At 58.7% G+C, this 24381-nt stretch carries 22 protein-coding genes, 3 tRNA genes and 1 other RNA gene; 12 read left to right on the forward strand and 14 right to left on the reverse strand.

Features of this window, described 5'->3' with window-relative positions; genetic code table 11:
- Nucleotides 1-148: 148 nt before the first annotated feature.
- Nucleotides 149-221 (reverse strand) — tRNA-Arg (locus ACED88_RS07765).
- Nucleotides 222-328: 107 nt separating this feature from the next.
- Nucleotides 329-1903 (reverse strand): polyprenol phosphomannose-dependent alpha 1,6 mannosyltransferase MptB, encoded by a 1575-nt coding sequence (gene mptB / locus ACED88_RS07770; protein ID WP_449107028.1) that lies wholly within the window; start codon nucleotides 1901-1903, stop codon nucleotides 329-331.
- Nucleotides 1904-2032: 129 nt separating this feature from the next.
- Here mptB and orn point away from each other — a divergent pair, with 129 nt between their 5' ends.
- The 3 genes from orn (at nucleotide 2033) to def (ending at nucleotide 3569) form a co-directional block, all read left to right on the forward strand.
- On the forward strand, nucleotides 2033-2659 hold the full coding sequence (gene orn / locus ACED88_RS07775; RefSeq protein WP_449109256.1) for an oligoribonuclease: 627 nt from the start codon (nucleotides 2033-2035) through the stop codon (nucleotides 2657-2659).
- 187 nt (nucleotides 2660-2846) lie between these two features.
- Nucleotides 2847-2919, forward strand: a tRNA-His gene (locus ACED88_RS07780).
- A gap of 71 nt (nucleotides 2920-2990) precedes the next feature.
- Entirely contained in the window at nucleotides 2991-3569 is a 579-nt protein-coding gene (gene def / locus ACED88_RS07785; RefSeq protein ID WP_237194068.1) for a peptide deformylase, read from the forward strand.
- Nucleotides 3570-3599: 30 nt separating this feature from the next.
- On the opposite strand, the gene rnpB is transcribed toward def, so the two are convergent.
- Nucleotides 3600-3957: RNase P RNA component class A (gene rnpB, locus ACED88_RS07790), an RNA gene on the reverse strand.
- A 32-nt stretch (nucleotides 3958-3989) separates the two neighbouring features.
- On the opposite strand from rnpB, the gene ACED88_RS07795 reads away from it, so the two are divergent.
- Nucleotides 3990-4757, forward strand: coding sequence for a YaaA family protein (locus tag ACED88_RS07795; protein ID WP_449109257.1), 768 nt, complete (start codon nucleotides 3990-3992; stop codon nucleotides 4755-4757).
- Nucleotides 4758-4762: 5 nt separating this feature from the next.
- On the opposite strand, the gene ACED88_RS07800 is transcribed toward ACED88_RS07795, so the two are convergent.
- Nucleotides 4763-5659: a Nif3-like dinuclear metal center hexameric protein gene (locus ACED88_RS07800; RefSeq protein WP_449109258.1), complete on the reverse strand. Its 897-nt coding sequence runs from the start codon at nucleotides 5657-5659 to the stop codon at nucleotides 4763-4765.
- 64 nt (nucleotides 5660-5723) lie between these two features.
- Here ACED88_RS07800 and msrA point away from each other — a divergent pair, with 64 nt between their 5' ends.
- The 3 genes from msrA (at nucleotide 5724) to epsC (ending at nucleotide 8037) form a co-directional block, all read left to right on the forward strand.
- The gene (msrA, locus tag ACED88_RS07805; RefSeq protein ID WP_185174566.1) at nucleotides 5724-6248 is read left to right on the forward strand and encodes a peptide-methionine (S)-S-oxide reductase MsrA; all 525 of its coding nucleotides are present in this window, start codon (nucleotides 5724-5726) and stop codon (nucleotides 6246-6248) included.
- A 76-nt stretch (nucleotides 6249-6324) separates the two neighbouring features.
- A complete protein-coding gene (gene cysK / locus ACED88_RS07810) occupies nucleotides 6325-7251 on the forward strand; it encodes a cysteine synthase A (protein ID WP_237236267.1) in 927 nt (308 codons plus the stop codon).
- Between the two features lie 201 nt (nucleotides 7252-7452).
- A complete protein-coding gene (gene epsC / locus ACED88_RS07815) occupies nucleotides 7453-8037 on the forward strand; it encodes a serine O-acetyltransferase EpsC (RefSeq protein ID WP_449109259.1) in 585 nt (194 codons plus the stop codon).
- Between the two features lie 68 nt (nucleotides 8038-8105).
- On the opposite strand, the gene ACED88_RS07820 is transcribed toward epsC, so the two are convergent.
- From ACED88_RS07820 to ACED88_RS07845, 6 genes are all read right to left on the reverse strand, one after another.
- The gene (locus ACED88_RS07820) at nucleotides 8106-8801 is read right to left on the reverse strand and encodes a glycosyltransferase family 2 protein (RefSeq protein ID WP_237236264.1); all 696 of its coding nucleotides are present in this window, start codon (nucleotides 8799-8801) and stop codon (nucleotides 8106-8108) included.
- A 321-nt stretch (nucleotides 8802-9122) separates the two neighbouring features.
- Entirely contained in the window at nucleotides 9123-10601 is a 1479-nt protein-coding gene (gndA, locus tag ACED88_RS07825; RefSeq protein WP_237205789.1) for an NADP-dependent phosphogluconate dehydrogenase, read from the reverse strand.
- A 99-nt stretch (nucleotides 10602-10700) separates the two neighbouring features.
- Nucleotides 10701-10886 (reverse strand): hypothetical protein, encoded by a 186-nt coding sequence (locus ACED88_RS07830; RefSeq protein WP_237194092.1) that lies wholly within the window; start codon nucleotides 10884-10886, stop codon nucleotides 10701-10703.
- Between the two features lie 153 nt (nucleotides 10887-11039).
- Nucleotides 11040-11699: a hypothetical protein gene (locus tag ACED88_RS07835; RefSeq protein WP_237194094.1), complete on the reverse strand. Its 660-nt coding sequence runs from the start codon at nucleotides 11697-11699 to the stop codon at nucleotides 11040-11042.
- Nucleotides 11700-11893: 194 nt separating this feature from the next.
- Nucleotides 11894-11966 (reverse strand) — tRNA-Val (locus ACED88_RS07840).
- Between the two features lie 264 nt (nucleotides 11967-12230).
- Nucleotides 12231-12647: a DUF3052 domain-containing protein gene (locus ACED88_RS07845; protein WP_237194096.1), complete on the reverse strand. Its 417-nt coding sequence runs from the start codon at nucleotides 12645-12647 to the stop codon at nucleotides 12231-12233.
- Nucleotides 12648-13027: 380 nt separating this feature from the next.
- On the opposite strand from ACED88_RS07845, the gene aceE reads away from it, so the two are divergent.
- The 5 genes from aceE to fabF all read left to right on the forward strand — a co-directional run bounded on the left by aceE (nucleotide 13028) and on the right by fabF (nucleotide 19865).
- Complete coding sequence (gene aceE, locus ACED88_RS07850) at nucleotides 13028-15769, forward strand: pyruvate dehydrogenase (acetyl-transferring), homodimeric type (RefSeq protein ID WP_449109260.1); 2742 nt, start codon at nucleotides 13028-13030, stop codon at nucleotides 15767-15769.
- A gap of 297 nt (nucleotides 15770-16066) precedes the next feature.
- The gene (locus ACED88_RS07855) at nucleotides 16067-16978 is read left to right on the forward strand and encodes an ACP S-malonyltransferase (RefSeq protein WP_449109261.1); all 912 of its coding nucleotides are present in this window, start codon (nucleotides 16067-16069) and stop codon (nucleotides 16976-16978) included.
- Nucleotides 16979-17001: 23 nt separating this feature from the next.
- Complete coding sequence (locus ACED88_RS07860; protein ID WP_449109262.1) at nucleotides 17002-18027, forward strand: beta-ketoacyl-ACP synthase III; 1026 nt, start codon at nucleotides 17002-17004, stop codon at nucleotides 18025-18027.
- Between the two features lie 234 nt (nucleotides 18028-18261).
- Nucleotides 18262-18501 (forward strand): acyl carrier protein, encoded by a 240-nt coding sequence (locus tag ACED88_RS07865; protein WP_185174557.1) that lies wholly within the window; start codon nucleotides 18262-18264, stop codon nucleotides 18499-18501.
- Between the two features lie 92 nt (nucleotides 18502-18593).
- Nucleotides 18594-19865, forward strand: a complete 1272-nt coding sequence (gene fabF, locus ACED88_RS07870; RefSeq protein ID WP_449109263.1) for a beta-ketoacyl-ACP synthase II — start codon at nucleotides 18594-18596, stop codon at nucleotides 19863-19865.
- A 100-nt stretch (nucleotides 19866-19965) separates the two neighbouring features.
- Here the strand turns inward: fabF and ACED88_RS07875 are convergent, their stop codons facing one another.
- Genes ACED88_RS07875 through ACED88_RS07890 form a run of 4 tightly spaced genes read right to left on the reverse strand, consistent with a single transcriptional unit; the run spans nucleotide 19966 to nucleotide 24380 of the window.
- Entirely contained in the window at nucleotides 19966-20517 is a 552-nt protein-coding gene (locus tag ACED88_RS07875) for a DUF3145 family protein (RefSeq protein ID WP_449109264.1), read from the reverse strand.
- Between the two features lie 32 nt (nucleotides 20518-20549).
- Nucleotides 20550-21545, reverse strand: a complete 996-nt coding sequence (locus ACED88_RS07880; protein WP_449109265.1) for a tyrosine recombinase XerC — start codon at nucleotides 21543-21545, stop codon at nucleotides 20550-20552.
- Nucleotides 21546-21588: 43 nt separating this feature from the next.
- Nucleotides 21589-22833 carry a DNA-processing protein DprA gene (gene dprA, locus ACED88_RS07885; RefSeq protein ID WP_449109266.1) on the reverse strand — a complete coding sequence of 415 codons (1245 nt, stop codon included), beginning with the start codon at nucleotides 22831-22833 and terminating at the stop codon, nucleotides 21589-21591.
- A complete protein-coding gene (locus ACED88_RS07890) occupies nucleotides 22830-24380 on the reverse strand; it encodes a YifB family Mg chelatase-like AAA ATPase (protein ID WP_449109267.1) in 1551 nt (516 codons plus the stop codon). The genes dprA and ACED88_RS07890 overlap by 4 nt, the downstream gene beginning before the upstream one ends.
- Between the last annotated feature and the right edge of the window lies 1 nt (nucleotide 24381).

Consider the following 24381-nt stretch of genomic DNA (forward strand, 5'->3'; position numbering starts at 1 on the left):
GGTGCGGCGTGGTTGGGGTGGTCGTGGTGGGTGACGCGCCCGGGGTGGGACACACTTTTCTGCCTATAACCCCTTTTCTGCCTATAACCCCACATTTGATAATAAAAAATACCCCCCACTTGTTTTACCAAGTGAGGGATATGTTGCGCGCCCCAGGAGGGAGTCGAACCCCCGACCAAGAGATTAGAAGGCTCCTGCTCTATCCACTGAGCTACTGAGGCTAGCCGCTGTTTATACTATCGATTCCTCGGCTAAAAGTCATATCAGCCTCAGGAGGGAGTCGAACCCCCGACCAAGAGATTAGGAGGCTCCCGCTCTCGTCTGGAGGCTAGATACTTACCTCGTAGAGGGACGAGCGCTGGCCGCGGCGGAGCACTCGGCGGGTTGCCGGGTCGAAGAAGACCAGCCAGAAGGCATAGGCCACGCTGAGCACAGCCGCAATGAGACGGCCCATGTTCTGATCAAAGTTATCGAGATAGGGCGAGACGGCAAGCTGATCTGAGACCCCGTACATAACAAAGAACAGGGTTGTCAGGAAATAGAAATCTAGCTGCCAGTCGGTACGCACACCTGCCACCACAAACAGCGGGATGAACCAGAGCAGATACCAAGACTGCAACATGGGTGAAAAAACCACAACCATAGCTAGGGCCAGGCCGGTGCGGCGGATGAGGTTTTCGTCCTTTCCCACAAACATGACGACTACGGCCAGCAGCATGCCGGCTAGTTTCCCCAGAGAGAAGAAGGTATCGCGCACCGAATTCGCCAGGGCATTATCGCCGGTGATAGATACCAGGATTTGGTTGATTTGTAGCCCCAGGAAGCCAATGGGGGTGAACCAGATGTACTGGCCGCCGGTGGTAGCTAGGGCTCCAATCCATCCAAAGCCCAGGTCGGTCACAGCACCTAGCACCCAGAGCTCCGCCATGGAGATAGCCAGTGTCATAGCCCAGAAAATAAAGCGGCGGGGCCAGCTGGCTCCCCTACCGGCCCAGAACAGCCCGATAAAAGGTAGGGCGACCAGGGCAATGGGCTTGACAGCTACGGCTGCGGTCACCAGGGTAATTCCCAGTAGGCCGCCCATCGTATTGCGCCGGGCTGCCGCGTGGTAGACGCCTGCCAGCACCAGGCCGGTCATCAGGGCATCATTATGGGAAGAGGTGATGAAAGCGGCGATAAAGAGGGGGTTGGCCAGCACCAGCCAGTTAGCACGTATGCCATTGATGCCGTGGAGCTTCGCTAGCTTGGGCACGTAGTAGGCAATAAGCCCCACCCCGATAAGAGCAACCAGCCTAAAGAGGTAGAGGGCGGTATCTACGGAGTCACCGGCGATTTGGGCTACCCATTTTTCAATGAGCAGGAAGATGGGGCCGTAGGGCGGAGCCGACTCAGACCACATCTGGTCAGCACCGTACTGAAAGAAGTTATTGACAGAAGAAACCCCGTACTCATAGGGGTTAAGCCCTGATGCCATGACGCGTCCCTGAGCAAAGTAGGAGAAGACGTCACGGCTATAGAGGGGGAAAGCAAAAAGCTGGGGAAGCATCCAGCAGATAATCGCTGCGGTTGCCCAGCGTTTTGCACGCTGATCCCAAACGAGCAGCTTCTGCACCATGCGCAGCCATTCACGGCAGAGCATCATCGACCCCACAACGAGCAGGGCGATACAGGTAATTAACCCGGGTGCTGTGTAGCGCAGCGGGATAATCCAGTCCACGCGGCGGAAAGGTGAGGCGTCTGCGAGCCACCCCACCCCAAAGGATGCAAACATCACCAGCAGAGAACCGATGGTTCCAAAGATGAGGGTTCGCAGGGGGCTACCCGAAACATAGTGAGCTGTCTTGGGGCTATACCGGTGCACCGGGATGCTGTCGGTGTGGGTTTGCGCTGTTCTGGGGCTCATGGTCCTCCTGGCCGAGCAAATGAGTACACCTGATTTTACCCGTCGGCTGAGTGGCACAGGCAGGTCTTAGACCTTCTGCTCTCTGAAAATCTGCTGTGGGTTAGGCCCCTAAAGGGGTAGATTGGTTCTGTGTCTATTTCAAATGAACGTATTGTATGGATTGATTGTGAGATGACCGGCCTCTCTCTAGAGAAGGACGCCCTGATTGAGGTCGCCGCACTGGTGACCGACGGGGATCTCAATATTTTGGGTGACGGCGTGGACGTCGTCATTAAGCCCGAACCAGAGGCGCTTGAGCAGATGGATGATTTTGTGCGCAATATGCACACAGTCTCTGGTCTACTGGATGACCTGGACCAGGGCATCACTATGGCTGAGGCCCAGCAGCTGGTACTGGATTATGTGAAGCAGTGGGTTCCCGAGCCGCGCAAGGCTGTGCTGGGCGGTAATTCTGTGGGCACCGATAAGACTTTTTTGGTGCGCGATATGCCCGAGCTCGTGGACTATCTGCACTACCGCGTGATTGACGTGTCTACTATCAAGGAACTTTCTCGCCGCTGGTTTGAGAAGGCCACCTATAACGCCCCGGCGAAAACCGGCAATCACCGGGCACTGGGCGATATCCAGGATTCCATTGACGAGCTGCGTTACTACCGCGGAACGGTCTTTGTTCCCTCCCCCGGGCCCGATAGCGCAACCGCCCAGAAGGTTGCCCAGGAGGTTGCGGCAACCCGCCAGCAGGTTAATCCTGCGTAGGGGTTCAGGCGGTGCGGACGCTGCCCGTTGCCTGGCAGCGTCCGCCCGACCCCCAGCCCCAAAAGTCCGTGAGCACAGTCACCCCATATAACCTCATTTTCGATTTGCGGGGAATCAAAACTGTGTGTAAGCTAGTATCCGTTGCCAAAACAAGCCGGTGAAAGAAACGGTAGTTTTTGTAAACATGGTGGTCGTAGCTCAGTTGGCAGAGCGCCTGGTTGTGGTCCAGGAGGTCGCGGGTTCAACCCCCGTCGATCACCCCGAGTAGAAGGGTCGCTACGGTTTTTATCGTAGCGGCCCTTTTTGTTTACCCCGTGTGAGAGGTTATGTCATGACTGTTTTGCCCATTGTTATTCACGGTAACCCGGTTTTGCACCGCCCGGCTGCCCCGGTGACGTCCTTTGATGATGAGCTGCGCAAGCTGATCGACGATATGTACGAGACCCAGGAGGTCTCGAACGGTGTGGGCCTGGCGGCCCCCCAGGTGGGTGTGGGCCTGCGCCTGTTCACCTACAAGTTTGAGAATGAGGACGGTGTGCCCCCGCTGGGCGTGGTGGTTAACCCCGTGCTGACTCTGGGCAAGATTTCGACGGCTGATCCCGACCCCTACGATGAGGTTGAGGGCTGCCTGTCCTTCCCCGGTTATTCTTTCCCGCTCAAGCGCGCTGACTGGGTCACGGTCAACGGGTTTGATGGCGAGGGTAACCCGCTGAAGTTTGAGGCGACCGGCTGGTTTGCCCGCGTCATGCAGCACGAGACTGACCACTTGGACGGCAAGCTCTACGTGAATCGACTAAACGCCAAGTACACCAAGAAGTACAAGAAGGTTGTTAAAGCTGAGGGCTGGACCGCCGAAGGTAACACCTGGATGCCGGGCGTCGACCCCGACCCCTTTGGTCACGGGGAGTAAAGAACGGGACGCCCGATAAGGTCTTGTGAGAGAACGGGACGCCCGATAAGCCGGGTTCTGTACCTACCCGAGGGCAGGCGGCAATCATCCATCTAGACCCGTCGTTGCCGGCGGGTTCAAGCAGCCTACCCGGGCGCTTCACCGCACTGGTTACTGGCGCGCCCTGTTTGGCCTTGCTCCGGGTGGGGTTTACCGAGCTACCGCAGTCGCCTGCGGTACTGGTGAGCTTTTACCTCACCTTTTCACCCTTACCCCGTGGTGGGGCGGTTTGTTTTCTGTGGCACTGGCCTGCAGGTTACCCTGAGTCGACGTTATCGACCACCCTGTGCTGTGGAGCCCGGACTTTCCTCGAAGCGTTTGTGCGCTGCGCGATTGCCTGGGCGTCCCGTTCTGGGGTTCTACTTTACTACACTGGTGGGTATGTTGATTTTGTTTCCGCCGTCTGAGGGTAAGACTCCTGCCACATCTGGTTCCGGGGTTGAGTTGGGTGAGTTGTTGGCTCCTGAGTTGACGGGGGCTCGTGAGGCTGTGGTGGATGAGTTGGTGCGGGTGAGCGGTTTGCCCGATGCGGGGCAGCTGTTGAAGGTGGGCCCGTCCTTGCTGGCTGAGGTTGATCGGAATACTCGGTTGTGGTCGGAGCCTGCGGCGCCTGCGTCCGAGGTGTATTCGGGAGTTTTGTTTGAGGCTTTTGGGTACGGTTCTTTGGGGGCGGACGCACGGGCGCGGGCTGATAGGGCTGTTGTGGTGATATCTGCGGCGTGGGGTGCGGTGGGTCTTACCGATATGATTCCGGCCTACCGGCTGTCGATGGGCACGAAGCTGGGTGAGATCGGGGATCTGGCTAAGTTTTGGAAGGGCGAGCTCAGACGCCCCTTGGATGAGTTGGCCGGGGATCAGCTGGTGGTGGATGGCCGCTCTGCTGCTTATGCGAAGGCGTGGACGCCTACCCCGCAGCGCCATCTGTTGGTTCGGGTGGAGAGGGTGGCGGCTGACGGGAGCCGCAAGGTGGTCTCGCATATGGCCAAGCATTACCGGGGCCTGCTGGGCCGCTACCTGGTGCAGGAAAATCTGACCGAGATTGAGGACGCCGGTGAGCTGGCCGAGGCGCTTGCCCCCGGTTTTGAGGTGGAGCTGCTCTCCCCCACCGAGAAGAAGCCGGGCACCCTGACTCTTCTGGTGAGGGAGTAGGGCACCTAGCGGGTAGATGCTGAGCCCGCTACCTGCCCGGTGGAGACATTGAAGTCCCAGGGGTCGGTGTTGAGAATCGAGACGTAGGTGTCGATAGTAAAGCCTCGCTCCTCCAGTTTTTCGGTGATAAGGCGGGCGGCCCCGTCCATCCAGAGCCATTCGCTGGCGTAATGGGAGCAGTCGATCAGGGCCGGGGTGCCGCCGCTGATGAGGGCCTGCTCGCGGGCTTCTGAAGCCGGGTGGTGGCGCAGGTCGGCGGTGATGTAGACGTCCACTCCCGATGCGCGGGCATCGCCAAAGAGGGAATCGCCTGCCCCTGTGCAGAGGGCAATTTTTTGAACCTTCTGATCGGGCCGGCCTGCGATGCGCAGGCCACCGGCAGTTGCCGGCAGGAAGTCAGCAATTTTTTCGGCCAGTTCCTTAAGGGTGACGGGGGCAGGCAGACTGCCAACGCGCCCGATGCCGACGCGAACGTCCGCCCCCTCAATCTGTACGGTCTCTTCCTCGGCCAGAATCTCGGTGTCGGTGATGCCCAGCTTGCTCATGAAGACCTCGTTGGTGCCGTGCGGGGCCGAGTCCACGTTGGTGTGGGCGCCCAGCAGGCCGCAGCCAGCCTCAATGAGGGTATGCACGATTTCGCCCTTGTAGTCGGTATCGGGCAGGAAGGACGCCCCGCGCAGCAGCAGGGGGTGGTGGGTAATGAGCAGGCCCGCGCCTTTTTCTGCAGCCTCGCGGGCAGTTGCCACAGTGGCGTCCACCGCGAAACCAACGGTGGTGACGGGGGCGCCAGCTCGCCCGACCACCAGACCAGCAGCGTCCCACTTCTCGGCAAGAGTGGGTGGGAAAATATCGTGGAAGGCCCGGGTTACATCGTTCAGGGTGGGAGTTGAAAGTTCAGTCATGCCCCTATTGTGTCATGAGCGCCGGGGCGGGAATAAGACCGGGGAGCCTACGGTTACCCAAAGTATGCAAAGTTTTGTTGTAGGCGGCGGGTGCTTCTGGTGCATCGACGCCGTATATCGTCAGTTTGAAGGAATTACCGCCAGTATCAGCGGCTACACCGGTGGGCACGTTGAGAACCCCACCTACCGCGAGGTGTGTTCGGGTACCACCGGCCACGTCGAGGTCGTCAAGGTGGAGTTTGACGAGACCGTCATTCCCGCCGAAACCGTGCTCGATATCTTCTTCGCCTCGCACGACCCCACCAGCTGGGATAGGCAGGGGGCGGACGCCGGCCCCCAGTACCGCTCGGCCCTCTACTACGAGAACGAGGAGCAGAAGGCCCTCTTCGAGGCAGCCATTCAGAGGGCCTCTCAGCTGTGGGACCAGCCCATCGTGACGGTGGTGGAACCCCTGGGCACCTTCTATGAGGCTGAGGACTACCACCAGAACTACTACGCGCTTAACCCCTACCAGGGGTACTGCATGGCCGTCATCAACCCCAAGCTTGCTAAGACTAGGCAACATTACGCCAGGTTTCTTAGAAGTTAAGCCCTCCCCCTTTGTTTCGTACACTAGAGGGCGAACCATTCATCGCTTCCACCTGAAAGGTACACTCGTGTCAAAGATGTACAACAATATCACCGAGGTTGTCGGTCGCACCCCCATCGTCCGCCTCAACCGCATGGACGCTGACCTGCCCGGCAACGTCGCAGTCAAGCTGGAATTCTACAACCCCGCCAACTCCGTCAAGGACCGCATCGGTGTAGCTATCATCGACGCCGCTGAGAAGTCCGGCGCCCTCAAGCCCGGCGGCACCATCGTTGAAGGTACCTCAGGCAACACCGGCATCGCCCTGGCTATGGTGGGCGCTGCCCGCGGCTACAAGGTCATTCTGACCATGCCCGAAACCATGAGCAACGAGCGTCGCGTCATGCTGCGCGCCTACGGTGCTGAAATCGTACTGACCCCCGGTTCTGAGGGTATGCGCGGTGCTGTTGAAAAGGCCAAGGAAATCGTAGCCTCCACCGAGAACGCTATTCTGGCCTCCCAGTTCTCCAACGAAGCTAACCCCGAGATTCACTACAACACCACTGGCCCCGAGGTCTGGGAAGCAACCGAAGGCAAGATTGATATCTTCGTAGCTGGCGTTGGCACCGGCGGTACCGTCTCTGGTACCGGCAAGTACCTCAAGGAGCAGAACCCTAACATCAAGGTCGTTGCGGTCGAGCCCAAGGACTCCCCCCTGCTGACCGAGGGCAAGGCTGGCCCCCACAAGATCCAAGGTCTGGGCGCTAACTTCGTACCCGATACCCTCAACCGCGACATCTACGATGCCGTCACCGACGTTGCTATCGACGACGCCGTTGCTACCGCCCGTAAGCTGGGTACCGAAGAGGGCATCCTGGGCGGCATCTCCTCCGGTGCAGCCGTCTGGGCCGCCCTGGAAGAAGCTAAGAAGAGCGAGAACGCCGGCAAGCTGATTGTCGCTGTCGTTCCCGACTTCGGTGAGCGCTACATCTCCACCCTGCTCTACGAAGACATCCGCGGCTAAAAGCTACCGCCGCACAAGCCGGGCACCCCGCTGGTTGGCAGCGGGGTGCCCGTGTGTCTATGTCTGGTAGCCCGCGCGGACGTCCGCCCTCAGCTTGACGTAAATATTGTGGGTGAGACGGAATATCGTTCTAGCCGTGACTGTTGTAGAGTTCAGCAAGAGCGCCCGCCGCGCTCCCCTGCCTAGATTGTGAGGAGAACCATGAGTTTCCGAGCGCGCCTGCGTGAAGACTTAGACACCGTCAAAGCACACGACCCCGCAGCCCGCGGTAATGTGGAAATCATGATCAATTACTCGGGTATGCACGCCATCTGGGCTCACAGGCTAGCCCATAAACTGTGGCAGAAGGACTCTACCCGCACACTAGCCCGCACCCTCAGCCAGTTTGCCCGCTTCATGACGGGGGTTGAGATTCACCCCGGCGCCACCATTGGCCGCCGCTTCTTCATCGACCACGGCATGGGCGTGGTGATCGGTGAAACCACCGAAATCGGTGACGATGTCATGATTTACCACGGGGTGACTCTGGGCGGACGTTCCCTGGAGAAGGGGAAACGCCACCCCACTATCGGCGACCGTGTGACCATCGGCGCCGGTGCCAAGGTCCTAGGCCCGGTTCTCATCGGTGCTGACTCGGCTATCGGCGGTAACTCGGTGGTGGTACACGACCACCCCGAGGACTCCATCATTACCGGTATTCCTGCCCGCTCGCGTCCGCGCACCCCCGAAAACAAAAAACCCCTGGTCGACGCCGTCGAGTACGTGGACCCGACCATGTGGATCTAGAGACCTTTACGTCAAAGGGCCCGGTACTCCTTCGTGGAAGGAGTACCGGGCCCTTTGATGTAAACAGCTTATAAGTTACCTCGCTGAGGGCCCCACTTACGGGCGAGAACCTGGCGAGAAGATTCAATATCGTTGCGGTGCTTTGAGAAGGTTTTGAGCCAGGGAGTACGTCCGTGATAGATCTGAATTTCGGGGTCCTGTACAAATACTAGCTTCCCGCTGGCACGGCTGAAGAAATCACTGTGCTCAATCACGCGTAACTCTTCGTCCCAGCCACCGATTGAGCGAATTGACTCGGTACGGGCTAGAAAGATGTTCGGGGTTTTGACACGCACGGGCAGCCCGTAAAGGTCATGACCGGCCTCGTAGATAGGTTTGTCTGCCCCGCGGTACAGGGCGAGGTCGCTGGTACCGTGGATATGCGTTTTGAAGGTGGGAACTTCAACCTGAGTTGCGGCAACACCATCAACATCGGGGTGGGCTTCTAAGTAATCGTAGGCTTTTTGCCAGTTGGTCAGACGGGTAAAGACAAAATCGTCATCGGTCAGTAGGACGTAAGGAGTCTCGACCCGTTCTAGGGCTCGGTTGCGCCCTGCAGAAATACCAACGTTAAACGGTAGCTGCAGTACCTCTACCTGGGGGTCACGGGTTGACCAATATTTCTCAGAGTCATCAGCGACCAGAACTTTACCGGTAAACGTTGCCTCCCGGATCGATGAGAGCAAACGGTCCATAGCCTTGGGGCGGGAAAAAGTTTTTGCCACGATAGTGACGTCCCTGTTAAGTTCTGCACTGTAGGGGGCCAAGCCACGTCCGTTTCTGCGGGCGACAAATCGCAGGTAACGGATATAGTTATTGACTACAATCCCATAAACGTATCGTAAAGGCTGCCCTTTGTCGCTGTCGAACAGGGCTAAAAGACGTTCTTTAGAAACCGGAAGTTTTGGCACGGAGAGCTCTCTTTCTGCGGTGCAGGTGTTGGCTACCAGTGTACCGGGTCGCCTCGAAAAACATTTGGTTCTGTAGAGAATTGTGCCCCGCTTGCAACAGCAGGCGGGGCACAGGCGACTTAGCTTCAGAAGAGACTAGTGGGTGTGGGAGTCCTCAGCGTTGATTTCGCTGCGGTCGCCGCTCCACTCGGTGTGCCACATGCCCTCTGAGTCGATTCGACCGTAGGTGTGGGCACCGAAGAAGTCACGCTGGCCCTGGATCAGGGCGGCGGGCAGGCGCTTGCGGCGCAGGCCGTCGTAGTAGCTCAGGGAGGACGCAAAGACGGGGACGGGCACGCCCTCGGCGGTTGCCTTAGCAACCACGCGACGCCAGGAAGGAACGAGTTCTTCCATGAGCTTCTTGAAGCCGGGGGCCAGCAGCATGTTGGCGGGGGTTTCGTCCTTGTAGGCGTTCATGATTTCGCCCAGCAGTTCTGCACGGATAATGCAGCCTGCACGCCAGAGACCTGCGATGACGTCGAGCTTAAGGTCCCAGCCGTACTCGTCGCCGGCCTTAGCCAGCATGTCGAGACCCTGGGCGTAGGAAACCAGCTTGGAGGCAAACAGGGCCTTGCGGACGTCCTCAATAAACTCTTCGTCGCCGTTAGCAACGGCGGTGGTTGCGATCAGGCCTGCGGGTAGCTCTTCCTGGGCCTGCTTGCGGGCATCAGAGTTGCTAGAAGACAGGGCACGGGCAAATACTGACTCTGCAATACCGGAGACGGGGGCACCCAGGTCAAGAGCGGCCTGGACGGTCCAGCGGCCGGTACCCTTCTGACCAGCTTCATCGACGATAACGTCAACCAGGGGCTTGCCGGTCTTAGCATCGACCTGAGCAAGAACCTCAGCGGTGATTTCGATGAGGTAGGAGTTGAGGTCGGTGGTGTTCCACTGCTTGAAGATTTCTGCCTGGGCAGCGGGTTCTAGACCTGCCACGGTGCGGAGCAGGTCGTAGGCTTCACCGATAACCTGCATGTCGGCATATTCAATGCCGTTGTGGACCATCTTGACGAAGTGACCAGCACCGTCGGTTGAAATCCAGGCGCAGCAGGGATCACCGTTGGGGGCCTTAGCTGAGATTTTTTCGAGCAGGGGGCCGAGGGATTCGTAGGACTTAGCGGAGCCACCGGGCATGATGGAGGGGCCATTGAGCGCGCCTTCTTCGCCACCCGAAACACCGATACCGACGAAGTGTAGACCCTTTTCGGCCAGGGCACGCTCGCGGCGGATGGTGTCGGGGAAGTGGGAGTTACCGCCGTCGATGATGACGTCGCCTTCATCGAGCAGGGGTTCGAGCTGTTCAATGACGGCGTCGACGGGGCCGCCTGCCTTCACCATAATCAGGATACGGCGGGGGGCTTCGAGAGAGTCGACCAGTTCCTGCAGGGTCTCGGTGCGGATAAAGTCACCTTCATCACCGTGAGCTTCAAGCAGGGCGTCAGTCTTTTCAACGGAACGGTTGTGCAGGGCTACGGTGTAGCCGTTACGGGCCAGGTTGCGAGCCAGGTTTGCACCCATGACAGCCAGGCCGGTTACACCAATTTGCGCCTTACGAGCAGTATTATTTTCAGTCATGCCTTAAGCCTACGCTGGTCTGCTCTATTTATGCTTCAGGGCCGGGTGAGATGAAGCAAACTCTCACATTATGGGAGAGCAGTAGGGGTCATGGGTTTTTTAGGAATCGTAGGTATCGGTAAACAGCACCCACACTGCCGCAGCCCCGATAACCAGAGCCACACACGCAAAAATCGACCATAGGGTCACCATGGTTCCTTGAGTGAGGAAGAAAATAGAGATGAGTAGCCAGGTTACGGACAAGAAGACTGCGGTAAAGTTTCGAGGCTTAAAGTTTCTGTTCATCAAAGGGCTACTCCTCGTAGGCGTTTATGTATCGAGATTATTGGCTCGGCAGTTATCCCTCAAAGAATACTGTACGGTCTGGTAGCGGACAGAAAAAGGGAAGAGCCCGGCGTGGAGATCTTCCCTCTTTAATGTGGGTTGTAAAAATTGCCCTTAGGAAGTCTTAGTTGAAGGTGCAACGGTAGACGAGGTAGTGCTAGCTGCGCCGTTGACTGAGTAAGTCGCGATGTAGCCGGTGTAGAGGCCAGTAATCTCGCTGGGAATCATAGCGTTACCTCCATCTGTGAATTGGCCAGCGATATTAGTCGAGATTGCAGTTCCATCAATCGGAGTTGAGTCTTTACCGGCAATTGAAATATCGCTCAAATCGGTGACGGTGCGGGTAGAGCTGTAAATCAGGTAGTTATCTGATGAGAGCGTAGTACCGTCAGCTAAAGTTACGGTAGATCCGCTATAGGAGCTGAAGGGGCTCCACTCTCGTGCAGATACCTGGTAGTTATGCTCCAGGCCGTCGATTTTATAAAGAGTATTTTTAGGAATCAGAATGACATAGGTCAGTGAAGCGATACTGACGCTTGCAGTGCTTCCATCAGTGGTATAGAGGTCGAAACCACCCTGGCCGCCTCGGTTAGTAGTACCGGTAAAGGAGGCAGGGTCTGTACTGTTTGCAGATTGGAACTCAAATACTTCGCCAAAGCCGGTAGCGTTCACCGTTGGAGTGGACGCAGCGTAGGCAGGGATAGCGGTAGTTGCAAGGACGGCGGGCGCGGCCCAGGCAGTACCCTGTAGCAGGGTACGACGTGAGGTCGGCATGTGGATTCCTCCAATGAATGTGTGCGGTGCGATGAATGAGATTAATAGTTTACCTAGAATTCGCGTACCGAAAGGGAAGAACTGGGGTGAGGTGCGCCCCCATATGCGCCTACAGTTCCCCTTCCAAAGACTTCTTGCATGAGAAGAGGGACCGGGCAGCAAAAAGCCCCACACCGGAGTGTGGGGCTTACCGGTGGGTCCTACCGGGATCGAACCGATGACATCCACGGTGTAAACGTGGCGCTCTACCAGCTGAGCTAAAGACCCTTGCTGTCTCTTCCGCGTTATCTCTCGCGGCGACATGTAATACTCTACGCAGGTCAAAACAGCTGCGCAAATCGAAAAACTCCCCCGAAGCGCAAAATGACCCGATTTTCTGACCGTTTTCAACAGACAAATATCAGAAAAGTCCATCTTGACATGGGGTTATATTTTTTTAAAAAAATTATTAACTTTTTTCTACACAGCCCCTTCCAGCGCCAAAATCTGCCAAAAAGGGCCCCTGTCTCACGAGACAGAAGGCCCTCATTCCTATTTCCCTTGCTTCATCACCAGGCGGGAAGCAGCCCAGTCATGCGCCAGAGACTCAGATGTAGTCACATGCAAACCCGCTAATGGAGCAGCTTCTTGAATCTCCACCGGCGGGATATGCCCCTCGCGACCGTTCTTTGGAGTCAGAAGCCACACGACTCCCCCCTCATCCAGGGTTGCCAGCACATCCATAAGCCCGTCGACCAGATCGCCATCTTCAGCACGCCACCACAGCAAGATACCGTCGACCACTTCTTGGTCGTCTTCATCGAGCAGTTCTGTACCCAGAAAATCCTCCAGGGCATCGCGCAAGTCGAAGTCGACGTCCTCATCGTAGCCAAACTCCTGCATCAGGCTGCCAGCAGGCAGTCCTAGCTTCTGACCAACAGTCTCTTTAGTAGCACCGGTGGCGCTCACGTATGTCCTCCAAGAATCAAAAGAAAGTAACGGGCTTGCCATTCCGCAGACCCCTGCGCACCCGCGTCCACTCCTTTGATGAGTGAGCACAGGCATGCTCATAGTTCCTACTGAACACGCTTCAAGGCCCCAAATCAACAGAACACGACCAAAACAGGTCACCTAATTTCACCCACAGAAAAAGAAGGGGCAAGTGACGGCTAATTCACACCCCTAAATCCCTGAAACCACGACCTTAAAACCGGCAAATTGTGACAACATAGAAGAGAAGTTGTCTTAGCGCCTGCCCACCGGCCGCGCAAGGCATACACCCAAGGCTCACCAGGCACATACGCTGCCACAGGTGAACACATACCCCTACAACAAAGAGAGGTTGACTAGTGGGACCCTCAGAAACGAACGATCACGTTTTGAGTGCACTGACCAACAGCTTCACCGACATTGATCCCGAAGAGACCAGCGAGTGGATTGAGTCTTTCGACGACCTGGTTGAAGCTCACGGCACCGAACGTGCACAGTTCATCGTGCGCTCACTCATGCAGCGCGCTGGCCAGAAGTCGATCACCGTACCCATGGTGACTACCACTGACTACGTCAACACCATTCCTGTCGATCAGGAACCCGAATACCCTGGCGACGAACAGATTGAACGCCGCTACCGCGCTATGCTGCGCTGGAACGCTGCCATGATGGTTCAGCGCGCACAGAAGGCCACCATTGGCGTAGGCGGCCATATCTCCTCCTACGCGGGTGTAGCTACCCTCTACGAAGTAGGTTTCAACCACTTCTTCCGTGGCCGCAACCACCCCGGTGGCGGCGACCAGATTTTCTTCCAGGGCCACTCATCCCCCGGTAACTACGCACGTGCCTTCCTCGAAGGCCGCATCACCGAAGAGCAGCTCGACGGCTTCCGCCAGGAAAAGACCAAGCAGGGCACCCATCTGCCCTCCTACCCCCACCCCCGTAACCTGCCTGATTTCTGGCAGTTCCCCACGGTTTCAATGGGCCTTGGCCCCTTGAACGCCATCCACCAGGCACAGTTCAACAAGTACCTGCACAACCGCGGCATCAAGGACACCTCAGACCAGCACGTCTGGGCTTTCCTGGGTGACGGCGAAATGGATGAGCCCGAGTCACGTGGCGCCCTGCAGCTGGCTGCCAACGACAAGCTCGACAACCTGACCTTCGTGGTCAACTGCAACCTGCAGCGTCTGGACGGCCCCGTTCGCGGTAACGGCAAGATCGTCCAGGAACTTGAAGCCTTCTTCCGCGGCGCTGGCTGGAACGTCATCAAGGTCCTCTGGGGCCGCGAATGGGACTCCCTGCTCGAGAAGGACAAGTCCGGCGAGCTCGTCCGCATCATGAACGAAACCCGCGACGGCGACTACCAGACCTACAAGGCTGAGTCCGGCGGCTTCATCCGCGAGCACTTCTTTGGCCAGACCCCTGAGACCAAGGAACTCGTTGCGGACATGACCGACGACGAAATCTGGGCTATGAAGCGCGGCGCTCACGACTACCAGAAGGTTTACTCAGCCTTCAAGGCAGCTGTCGAGCACAAGGGTCAGCCCACCGTCGTCCTTGCTCAGTCTGTTAAGGGTTACGGCCTGGGTGCCTCCTTCGAGGCCCGCAACGCCACCCACCAGATGAAGAAGCTGTCGATGGAAGACCTGAAGCAGTTCCGCGACCACCTGCGTATCCCCATCTCCGATGAAGAGCTGGAGAAGGACCTCTACAACCCGCCCTACTACCACCCCGGTAAGGACTCCGAAGAGTACAAGTACCTCATGGCCCGCCGTGAGGAACTGGGCGGTTTCGTCCCCTCCCGCAAGAACGTTCAGCCCAAGATTACCCTGCCCTCAGACAAGGCCTACAAGGGTGCATTCAAGGGCACCGGTAAGCAGATGGCTGCTACCACCATGACCTTCGTGCGTCTGCTCAAGGATCTCATGCGTGAGAAGGACTTCGGCCACCGCATCGTGCCCATCATCCCCGATGAGGCCCGAACCTTCGGCATGGACTCCTACTTCCCCACCGCCAAGATTTACAACCCCAACGGCCAGAACTACCTCGCTGTTGACCGTGAACTCATGCTGGCCTACAAGGAATCCCCCGAGGGCAAGATTATTCACGTGGGCATCAATGAGGCTGGCGGCACCGCTGCTTTCACCGCCGTAGGTTCCTCCTACGACACCCACGGCGAACCCATGATCCCCGTCTACATCTTCTACTCGATGTTCGGTTTCCAGCGCACCGGCGATGCCTTCTGGGCAGCAGCTGACCAGATGACTCGCGGCTTCATCATGGGCGCAACTGCTGGCCGCACCACCCTTACCGGTGAAGGCCTGCAGCACGCAGACGGCCACTCACCGGTCCTGGCCGGCACCAACCCCGCAGTGATCCACTACGACCCTGCCTACGGTTACGAAATCGGCCACATCGTCAAGCGCGGTATCGAACACATGTACGGTGACAAGGACGAAGACCACAACGTCATGTACTACATCACCGTCTACAACGAGCCCATTCAGCACCCCGCTGAACCCGAGAACCTCGATGTTGACGGCCTGCTCGGCGGTATCTACCGCCTGCACGAGGCAAAGAATGACGGCCCCCGCGCCCAGCTTCTGGCCTCAGGCGTTGCAGTTCCCTGGGCTGAAAAGGCACAGCAGATTCTGGCCGAGGACTGGGGTGTCTCAGCAGACGTCTGGTCAGTTACCTCATGGACCAACCTGCGCCGCGACGGCCTTGCCGCCGAGCGCGAGCTGCTGACCAACCCGTCCGCCACCCCCCGCACCCCCTTCGTTGCCCAGCAGCTTGAGGGTGCAACCGGCCCCATCGTCGCTGTGTCTGACTACCAGACCGACCTGATGGACGGCATCCGCCAGTTCATTCCCAACGAATTCGCGACCCTGGGTGCAGACGGCTTCGGCTTCTCAGACACCCGCGCCGGTGCCCGCCGCTTCTTCAAGATCGACGCCGAGTCCATCGTCGTCCGTACCCTGCAGATGCTGGCTAAGCGAGGCGAGGTCCCCGCTGATGCACCTGCTAAAGCCTTCGAGAAGTACGACCTGAACAACATCAATGCAGGCACCTCAGGTACCGCCGGTGGCGACGCCTAAGCCCCTGTGCTGATCACTTTCTAGCTCACAGCGAGTCATAGATTCGCGCTGAGTGTAAGGGCGGCCCCCACGATTATCGTGGGGGCCGCTTTTGTTCTGGGCAGTCTTTTGCCTAGTCGGTCTTACCCTCTAGTTTTCTTGGGCCGAAGCCCTTAGCTGTGAGTTTTCTTGGCTTTTGAGATTGAACAGCTGTGCCGTCCCAGCTGGCCTGCTAACAGGAGTAGGATAGTTATTTGAACAAAGCGCTAGAAACTTTCAAGTTCTAGGTCTCACACTCTATTTTCAAGGCGGTTACGCGTGATAGCACTGGTGTGCCCCGGCCAGGGGTCGCAGAAGCCCGGATTCCTCTCAAGCTGGTTAGACCTCGATGGGGTACGCCCCCACCTCGAGCGTCTCTCTGAGGCTGTAGAGCTCGACCTGGTTCATTACGGCACCGAGGCCGATGAGGAAACCATCAAGGACACCGCTATTGCCCAGCCCCTGATTGTGGCAGCTGGTCTTGTCACCGGTCGCCTAGCCCAGAAGGCCCTAGAGGGCCAGAAGCTTGTTTTTGCCGGTCACTCAGTGGGGGAGATTACCGCTTCAGCCCTAGCCGGTGTGCTCACCGAAGAGGACGCCATGCGTTTTATCAAGGTGCGGGCCGATGGCATGGCTCAGGCAGCTGCCGCTACCCCCACCGGTATGGCTGCCGTACTCGGCGGAGTTGAGGACGACGTCCGCGCCGCTATCGCCGAAGCCAACCTCACCGCCGCTAACTCGAACGGCGGCGGGCAGATTGTAGCCGCTGGTTCCCTCGACGCTCTTGCAGCTTTCGCCGAGAACCCGCCCGCCAAGACCCGCGTGATTCCGCTGAAGGTAGCCGGCGCCTTCCATACCGACTATATGGCGGCAGCCCAGGGGCCCCTGGCAGACTTTGCGGCAGATCTCTCCCCCGCAGAACCGACTGCTGAGCTGCTCTCAAACTTCGATGGCCAGCCCGTTGCCTCAGGGGCAGCGGCCCTTGAATCGCTGGTTGCCCAGGTGACCCGCCCCGTCCGCTGGGACCTGTGTATGGCAACCCTCGCGGAGCGGGAAGTTACCCACCTTGTTGAGGTCGCTCCCGCCGGCACCCTCGTAGGTCTGGCCAAGCGCGGTATGCGCGGCACACCGGCGTCCGCCATCAACACCCCCGATGACCTTGCCGCTCTAGCCCAGGCTCTTCAGGCCTAAAGTTTTCCCGAAAGGACTTCACGATGCCTACTCTCAAGCAGGTTGAGCCCAACCGCTACTCCCGTATTCTGGGCTATGGTGCTGCCCGCCCCGACCTGATCGTCACCAACGACGATATTGCCGGCCCGATCGACTCCTCAGATGAATGGATCGTTCAGCGCACCGGCATCAAGACCCGCCACCGTGCCTCAGAAAAGATTTCTGTAACAGATCTTGCTGTGGGAGCTGCCCAGGACGCCCTGACCGCCTCAGGTGTGCAGGGTGAAGAACTGGATGCCGTCATCGTCGCAACCATCTCCCACCCCTACGCAACCCCGGCCCTCGCGACCCTGGTAGCTGAAGCTGTGGGGTCCAAGGCTCCCGCTTACGATATCTCAGCAGCCTGTGCAGGCTTCTGCTACGGCATCGCCCAGGCGGACGCCCTGGTGCGCTCCGGCACCGCCCAGAAGGTTCTGGTCATCGGCGTTGAGAAGCTCTCAGACTTCATCGACAACACCGAACGCACCATTTCCTTCCTGCTCGGTGACGGTGCTGGTGCGGCGGTCGTTGGTGCTTCCGATGTGCCCGGCATCGGCCCCACTATCTGGGGTTCGGACGGCGAGCGCTGGGGCGCTGTGGGCATGACCCATTCCATGCTTGAAATCCGCAACCGTGATTTTATGGCTAACCCGGTGCAGGAGGGCGAGAAGCTTTGGCCGACCCTGCGTCAGGACGGTCAGACGGTCTTCCGTTGGGCTGTCTGGGAGATGGCTAAGGTTGCTCAGAAGGCTCTCGATGCTGCCGGTATTACCGCAGATGACCTGGGGGCGCTGGTGACCCACCAGGCCAATATGCGCATCATTGACCAGATGGTAAAGACCCTCAAGCTACCCGAGAGCGTTGTGGTTGCCCGCGATATCGAGTGTGCAGGTAACACCTCTGCTGCCTCCGTTCCGCTAGCTGCCCACCAGCTGCTCCAGGATAACCCCGATCTTTCTGGCAAGTTTGCCCTGCAGATTGGTTTCGGTGCGGGTCTGGCCTACGCGGCTCAGGTTGTTGTACTCCCCTAACCTGCCCTGTGCCGGGTCGGCGGGGCGGACGTCCGCACCGTATTTTGACAAAATGTTAGATTTATTTCAAAAATTAGGTGGCGTCACAGCTTAGCTTTGTGCGGGCTAGGGGCTACACTCAATTTTGGAAGCTAAAGTGGGCTCTGCCCGCTTATCCCTCAACCGCTGCGCGCCCCTGCGCGGTGAGTTACATCAGTGGCCCCACGCCACTCATACTAAGACGAAGGAGCCATCATGGCAGATCAGAACGAAATCCTCGCAGGTCTTGCAGAAATCGTGAACGAAGAGACCGGTGTAGAGGTTGAGGACGTCCAGCTCGAGAAGTCCTTCACCGAAGACCTGGACATCGACTCCATCTCAATGATGACCATCGTTGTGAACGCTGAGGAAAAGTTCGGCGTTACCATTCCCGACGAAGAGGTCAAGAACCTGAAGACCGTCGGCGACGCTGTTAACTTCATCGCTAACGCCTAAGTCGCGTTGATCAGGTTGGGCACGGTCTTATCGTGCCCAACCTGCTTTTTATTCTTTACCCCAACCCAAGACTGTATTCGAAGGAATCAAGCATGACTCGTAAAGTTGTGGTCACCGGCCTCGGCGCCACCACCCCCATCGGTGGGGATGTCCCGACGACCTGGGAAAATGCGCTTGCAGGTGTCTCAGGCATCACCACTATTGAAGAGCCCTGGGTTGAGGAATTCGACCTGCCTGTTTCGATTGCTGGCCGTGTGGCTGTAGACGCTGTTGAGTCGGGCCGCCTGACCAAGGTTGAGGCTAAGCGCCTGGACCCCTCGGGCCAGCTGGCTTTGGTTGCTGCGCGCGAGGCCTGGGAGGACGCCGGTTTTAGCGGCCCTGACGCTGAGGCTGCTGAAGAGTGCGACCCGCTGCGGACCGCGGTTGCTTTTGGTACCGGTATCGGTGGTGTGTGGACTCTGCTTGATGCCTGGGATACTCTGCGCGAGAAGGGCCCGCGCCGTATGCTGCCTATGACGGTTCCCATGCTGATGCCCAATTCAAATGCTGCTGCCGTCTCGATGAACCTGAAGGCCCGTGGCGCTGCCCAGACCGTGGTGTCCGCCTGCGCTTCGTCGACCGAGGCTTTGGAGCTGGGCCTGATGCTGATTCGCTCGGGTAAGGCCGATGTGGTGATTGCCGGTGGTTCTGAGGCCGCGATCCACCCCATGACGATTGGCGCCTTTGCAAAGATGCAGGCCCTATCGACCCGCAACGATGACCCTGCTGGTGCTTCCCGCCCCTACGATATCGGCCGCGACGGTTTTGTGATGGGTGAGGGCGGTGCTGCGCTAATTCTTGAATCTGAGGAGCACGCGCTGGCCCGCGGAGCCCGTATCTACGCGGAGCTGGTTGGCACCGGCGTCTCAGCGGACGCCCACCACATCACCGCTCCCGACCCGGCTGCTCTGGGTGCTACCCGCGCCCTGCAGGAAGCTCTGACCGATGGCGGTATTTCTCCTGAGCAGGTAGTGCACGTCAATGCGCACGCAACCTCTACTCCCGTGGGTGATATCCCCGAGTCCCTGGCTTTGCGTGAGGTCTTCGGGGAGCACACCGGCAAGGTGGCTGTATCTGCAACCAAGTCAATGACCGGTCACCTGCTCGGCGGTGCCGGTGCTCTTGAAGCTGTACTGACTGTTCTTGCGGTTTACCACCGTAAGGCTCCCTGCACCATTAACCTGGAGAACAAGGACCCCGAGATTGACCTCGATGTTGTCACCAAGGCTCGGGACCTTCCTGCCGGTGAGATTGTTGCTGTCTCGAACTCCTTCGGCTTTGGTGGTCACAACGCTGTAGCGGCTTTCCGTAGCGTCAGCAACTAACACCGTGCTGGTCTAGCTTGTGAGAGAGGGCCCTTCTACGCGAACTCTAGTTCGGGCAGAAGGGCCCTTTTCTGTGCTCTGGGGCGGGGGTGCTCTTGCCTTAGGCCCGGAGCCTGACGGTAGCGCTAGCCGATGAGGCGTTAGGACGCAGGGGCTCAAGGTCGTCGTCCCAGGGCTGGCCAACGGCCGCAGAGAACTGCCGGTAAAGTTCATCAAAATTACCGGCTGCCTTTTCGAAGGCATAGCGGATGCGGTCTTCGGTCACGGTGAAGTTGCCCTGGAGGTCTACCGGTAGGGTACAGATGCCGAGTTCGGGGGTATGCATGATGCGTAAGGCATCGGAGGTTGCGGTGCGGCGCTCGGTGACTTCAAAATAGCTACCCTTGAAGTGCCGCAGGGTGGAGGCTATGAGGGCTGCTCCCCCGCTGTTGCCCTGCCAGCTGATATCTGCACGGTGGTAGCCCGGTTTCTGGGGTTGGGCTTGCCAGGTGGGGGTCAGCCGGTGAGCAGTGAGATTTTCAAGAGCCCAGGTCACGTGGCTTGTGAGAGCTGAGGGGACAGCCAGCAGAAAGATAAAACCACCGGTAGGGTTGCCGATAGTCTCTGGCGGTAGTGGGACGGGCTGGCCGGTCTTTTCTGCTGGTGAAAACATGGTCTTCCCATCCTATACCTTCTGCCTTACCTTTAGGCCCGGGGGTGAGCCCTGCTATAGGCCTGGGCAAGGCGGTCTACCGAGACATGGGTATAGACCTGGGTGGTTGCTAAAGAACTGTGCCCAAGAAACTCTTGGACGGCTCTGATATCTGCTCCCCCATCGACCATGTGGGTTGCAGCTGTATGGCGGAAGACGTGGGCGCCTGTGGCTTCGGTGTCGCCCAGGGTACCCAGCAGGGTGGTGAGGTCTTGGCGAATCTGCCGGGGGTTGGCGCGTTTACCTTGGGGGCCGATGAAGAGGGCGTGTTGAGCCGGGGCGCTTTTAGCTGCTTCTGTCTCGGGAAGCCACTGCGGGCGTCCTGCCACAACCCACCGGTTGAGGGCCTGCATAGCCTGGGCTCCGAAGGGCACAACCCGCTCTTTATTGCCCTTACCCAGTACGCGTAGGGTTCGCTGGTGGCGGTCAATGCTTGCTAGGTCGAGACCTGTGAGCTCTGAGATGCGCAGCCCGCTGGCGTAGAGTAGCTCCACTACCGCTTGAAGACGCAGGAGTCGGGCGTCCCGCGGGGTCTGCTCCAGAGCTGTTGTGAGGGTTGTGGTGAGGGCCTGCATCTGGGTTTCGCTGAGTACCGAGGGCAGGTGGTTGCTCTTCTTGGGGGTAGTGAGTTTGAGTGCCGGGTTGGCTTGGATGAGTTCTTCTTCCTCCGCCCAGGTGAAGAAGGTCCGCAAGGACGAGGTCCGCCGGGCCATAGAGCTCCGGGCAGCTTGTTTTCGGTGATGGTAGGCTAGCCAGTCTCGAATGACTTCAAGAGTGATGTGGGAGAGGTGGGTGGTGCCGTGCCTGCGGGCATGGGCAAAGAAATCAGTGAGGTCAGAGACGTAGGCCCGAATTGTTTGGGGTGAGCGGTGGAGCTCGTAGGTGAGGTAGCGTTCAAAGGCTTCAAGGGCTCGTACGAACTCTCGGTCTTCATCGACCGTGGAGGCCCCGATTTTGAGGGTGGTGGGTAGCTGGTCTGCAGGGTGCACCGTACCGCTCCTTTCTACCGGTGGCTGAGGTCAGGTCTTCATTCTATCCCCCGGAGCTTTCCGCCGATGGTTTAGGTTTTCGCCAGCCCAGGCCTTCCTGCTCTGCGAGGTTGAGTCGGTTGAGTTGAGATAGGGCAACCATAACGGTTCGGGCAGGTAGCGCAAGGTCAGCACTGAGCTGTTCAACGGTAGCCGGAGTGCGGAGAGGCAGTACGTCCCACACCCGTCTTTGAGTTTCGGTGAGCGAATCCAGGAGCTTCTGGTGGGCAGAAGGAGCTGAAAATAGGCTGGTTTGTTCTGCAGATATCTCCGAAGTTCTGTCATCAAGAATCTGCCGGGCGTCAGTCACAAGCTGGGCTAGACCGTCGCGAATCAGACGGTGGCAGCCTTCTGAGGTCGGTGAAAAGATAGGGCCGGGTACAGCATAGACGGGGCGCCCCAGTTCTAGGGTATGATGGGCGGTGTTGAGCGCGCCACTGCGCCAGCGGGCTTCGATAACTATGCTGGCCCCGGTGAGAGCGGCGATAAGCCGATTGCGTTGGAGGAACCTGTAACGAGTGGGGTTCTGCCCCAGGGGAACCTCGCTCAGCAGCAGGCCCCGTTCAATAATCTCGTGTAGCAGGCGTTCATTGGGCTTGGGGTAAAGACGATCAAGACCTCCTGCCATCAACGCTACAGTGGGCAGGGAAGACGTCGCTGTAGCGAGAGCTGCTCGATGGGCGGTGGCGTCTACGCCAAAGGCTCCGCCTGAGACCACCGTATAGCCCCGGTTTGCTAGTTCACCGGCCAGGTGGCTGGTTGCTGAGTTACCGTAGGAGCTGACATCGCGGGACCCCACGACCGCATAACTCTTTTCGGCGGTGAGCTGAGCCAGCAGCTGGCGGTCTCCCCTGCCCCAGAGGCCGACCGGAGTTTTTTCTGCGAGGTCATTCAAGGCCTGTGGCCAGTCTGGGTCTTCGGGTATACACAGCCAGCTGCCGCTGGCCCGGGCTAAAGCCATATCCTGTTGGACGCTGATACCTGCCCGTCTGCTCTTCCACCGCTGGGTCCGTTCACCGATGGCACTAGCGAGGGCAGGTGCCGCAGAGACATCGTGTGCTCCTGCTTCCTCAAGGTGGCGGGCTAGAAGACGCGGGGTGAGTTCCTGACGGCCGGTGAGGTAGTCTGCGGCACGGACCGGTCCCACAAGCCGAAGCAGGGTGTAGGTGGCGACGTCCTCGGGGTCGGTAATGCGCAGGATCTCGGTGCGGGCTCTACGAATATCGTGGTGGGGGTCGTGATGTGTCATGTCTGGTAGCTTTCAGTGGCGTGGTTGCGGAAGTAGAGGGCAAGGTCAAGGTGGTCTCGGCTGGGGCTGGTGGCTCCATCTAAGTCGGCTAAGGTCCAGGCTGTCCGTAGCACTCGGTCATAGCCGCGGGCTGTGAGGGTGCCGTGGTCCAGGGCGGTGGAGAGGGACGAGGTGAGTTGGGCTGGAAGCTTGAGAGGGCCGCGCAGAATCTTGCCGTTCGTCTCAGCGTTTGTGGTCACGCCCAGCGGGGTCAGTCTTTCTGCCTGGGCTTTGCGGGCTTGACTGACCCGGTAACGAATCTCGTCTGAGCTTTCGTTAGTGCCGCTGGTAGCGAGGTCGGCGGCCGTAACTTTAGGAACGCTGATATGAAGATCGATACGGTCAAGCAGGGGCCCCGATAGCCGGCTGAAGTAGGACCTTCGCTCACGGCTAGTACAGGTGCAGTCTAGACCGCGCCCCACGTTATAACCGCAGGGGCAGGGGTTGGCAGCTAAAACGAGTTGGAACCTAGCCGGGTACCGGGCTGAAGCCGCTGAGCGACTAATAATGACTTCGCCGCTTTCGAGGGGCTGGCGCAGAGAATCTAAAACGCTGCGCTTAAATTCCGGGGCTTCATCGAGAAAAAGGACGCCCCGGTGCGCCTTTGAGATGCACCCCGGCTTGGGCAGCCCGGCACCACCTCCCATAATCGCAGGTGCGCTGGCAGTATGATGGGGCGCTTCGAAAGGCGGTCTGGTCATCAGTTCTGTAAGCGGCTCACCCGAACGGCAGAGCGAGTGCACCGCGGTGACATCCAGCGCTTCTTGCGGTGTGAGCGGAGGAAGAATACCGGAGAGACGTTCAGCCAGCATGGTCTTGCCAGAACCGGGTGGGCCGGTCAGCAACAGGTGATGGCCCCCTGCAGCCGCTATTTCAAGGGCTAGGCGCCCCTCCGCCTGCCCGGCGACATCTGCCATATCAGCGCTCTGCTGCGGGCTGCTGTGTTCCACCCCCGTCCTCTGACTCCCCACCAGAACTGGTCTTTTGAGCTTTTCTGGTTCGGGGCAGCCCAGAAGTTCAAACACTTCAGCGAGACAGCTGACCCCGGTCACTTCAACTCCCTCTATGAGGCCTGCTTCTTGGGCATTACCCTCGGGTACAACTACCCGCTCATGCCCGGCATCACGGGCGGCTTTGACAGCAGGTAGTATTCCGGGAACCTGTCGCACACTCCCATCGAGACCGACTTCGCCCAGGAAGACCGTGCGGCCTGATGAACCTAGCTGCCCCGCCGCCTGCTGGGCTGCAACCAACATGGCCATATCAAATGCCGAGCCGCGCTTGGGAAGAGTAGGCGGGGTGAGGTTGATGGTGAGTTTCTGGGGCGGTAGGGGCAGCCCGGAATTCTTCGCGGCAGACCGCACCCGGTCTTTGGCCTCGTTCAAAGAACTATCGGGCAAGCCCAGCAGCACGAAGCCGGGTAGGGCAGATGAAATATCGGCTTCTACTTCAACGAGGTAGCCGGTGACGCCCACCAGGGCAACCGAATAGGTTCGTGCGAAGGCCACG

The organism is Rothia sp. 11273D007AR, from assembly GCF_053547255.1.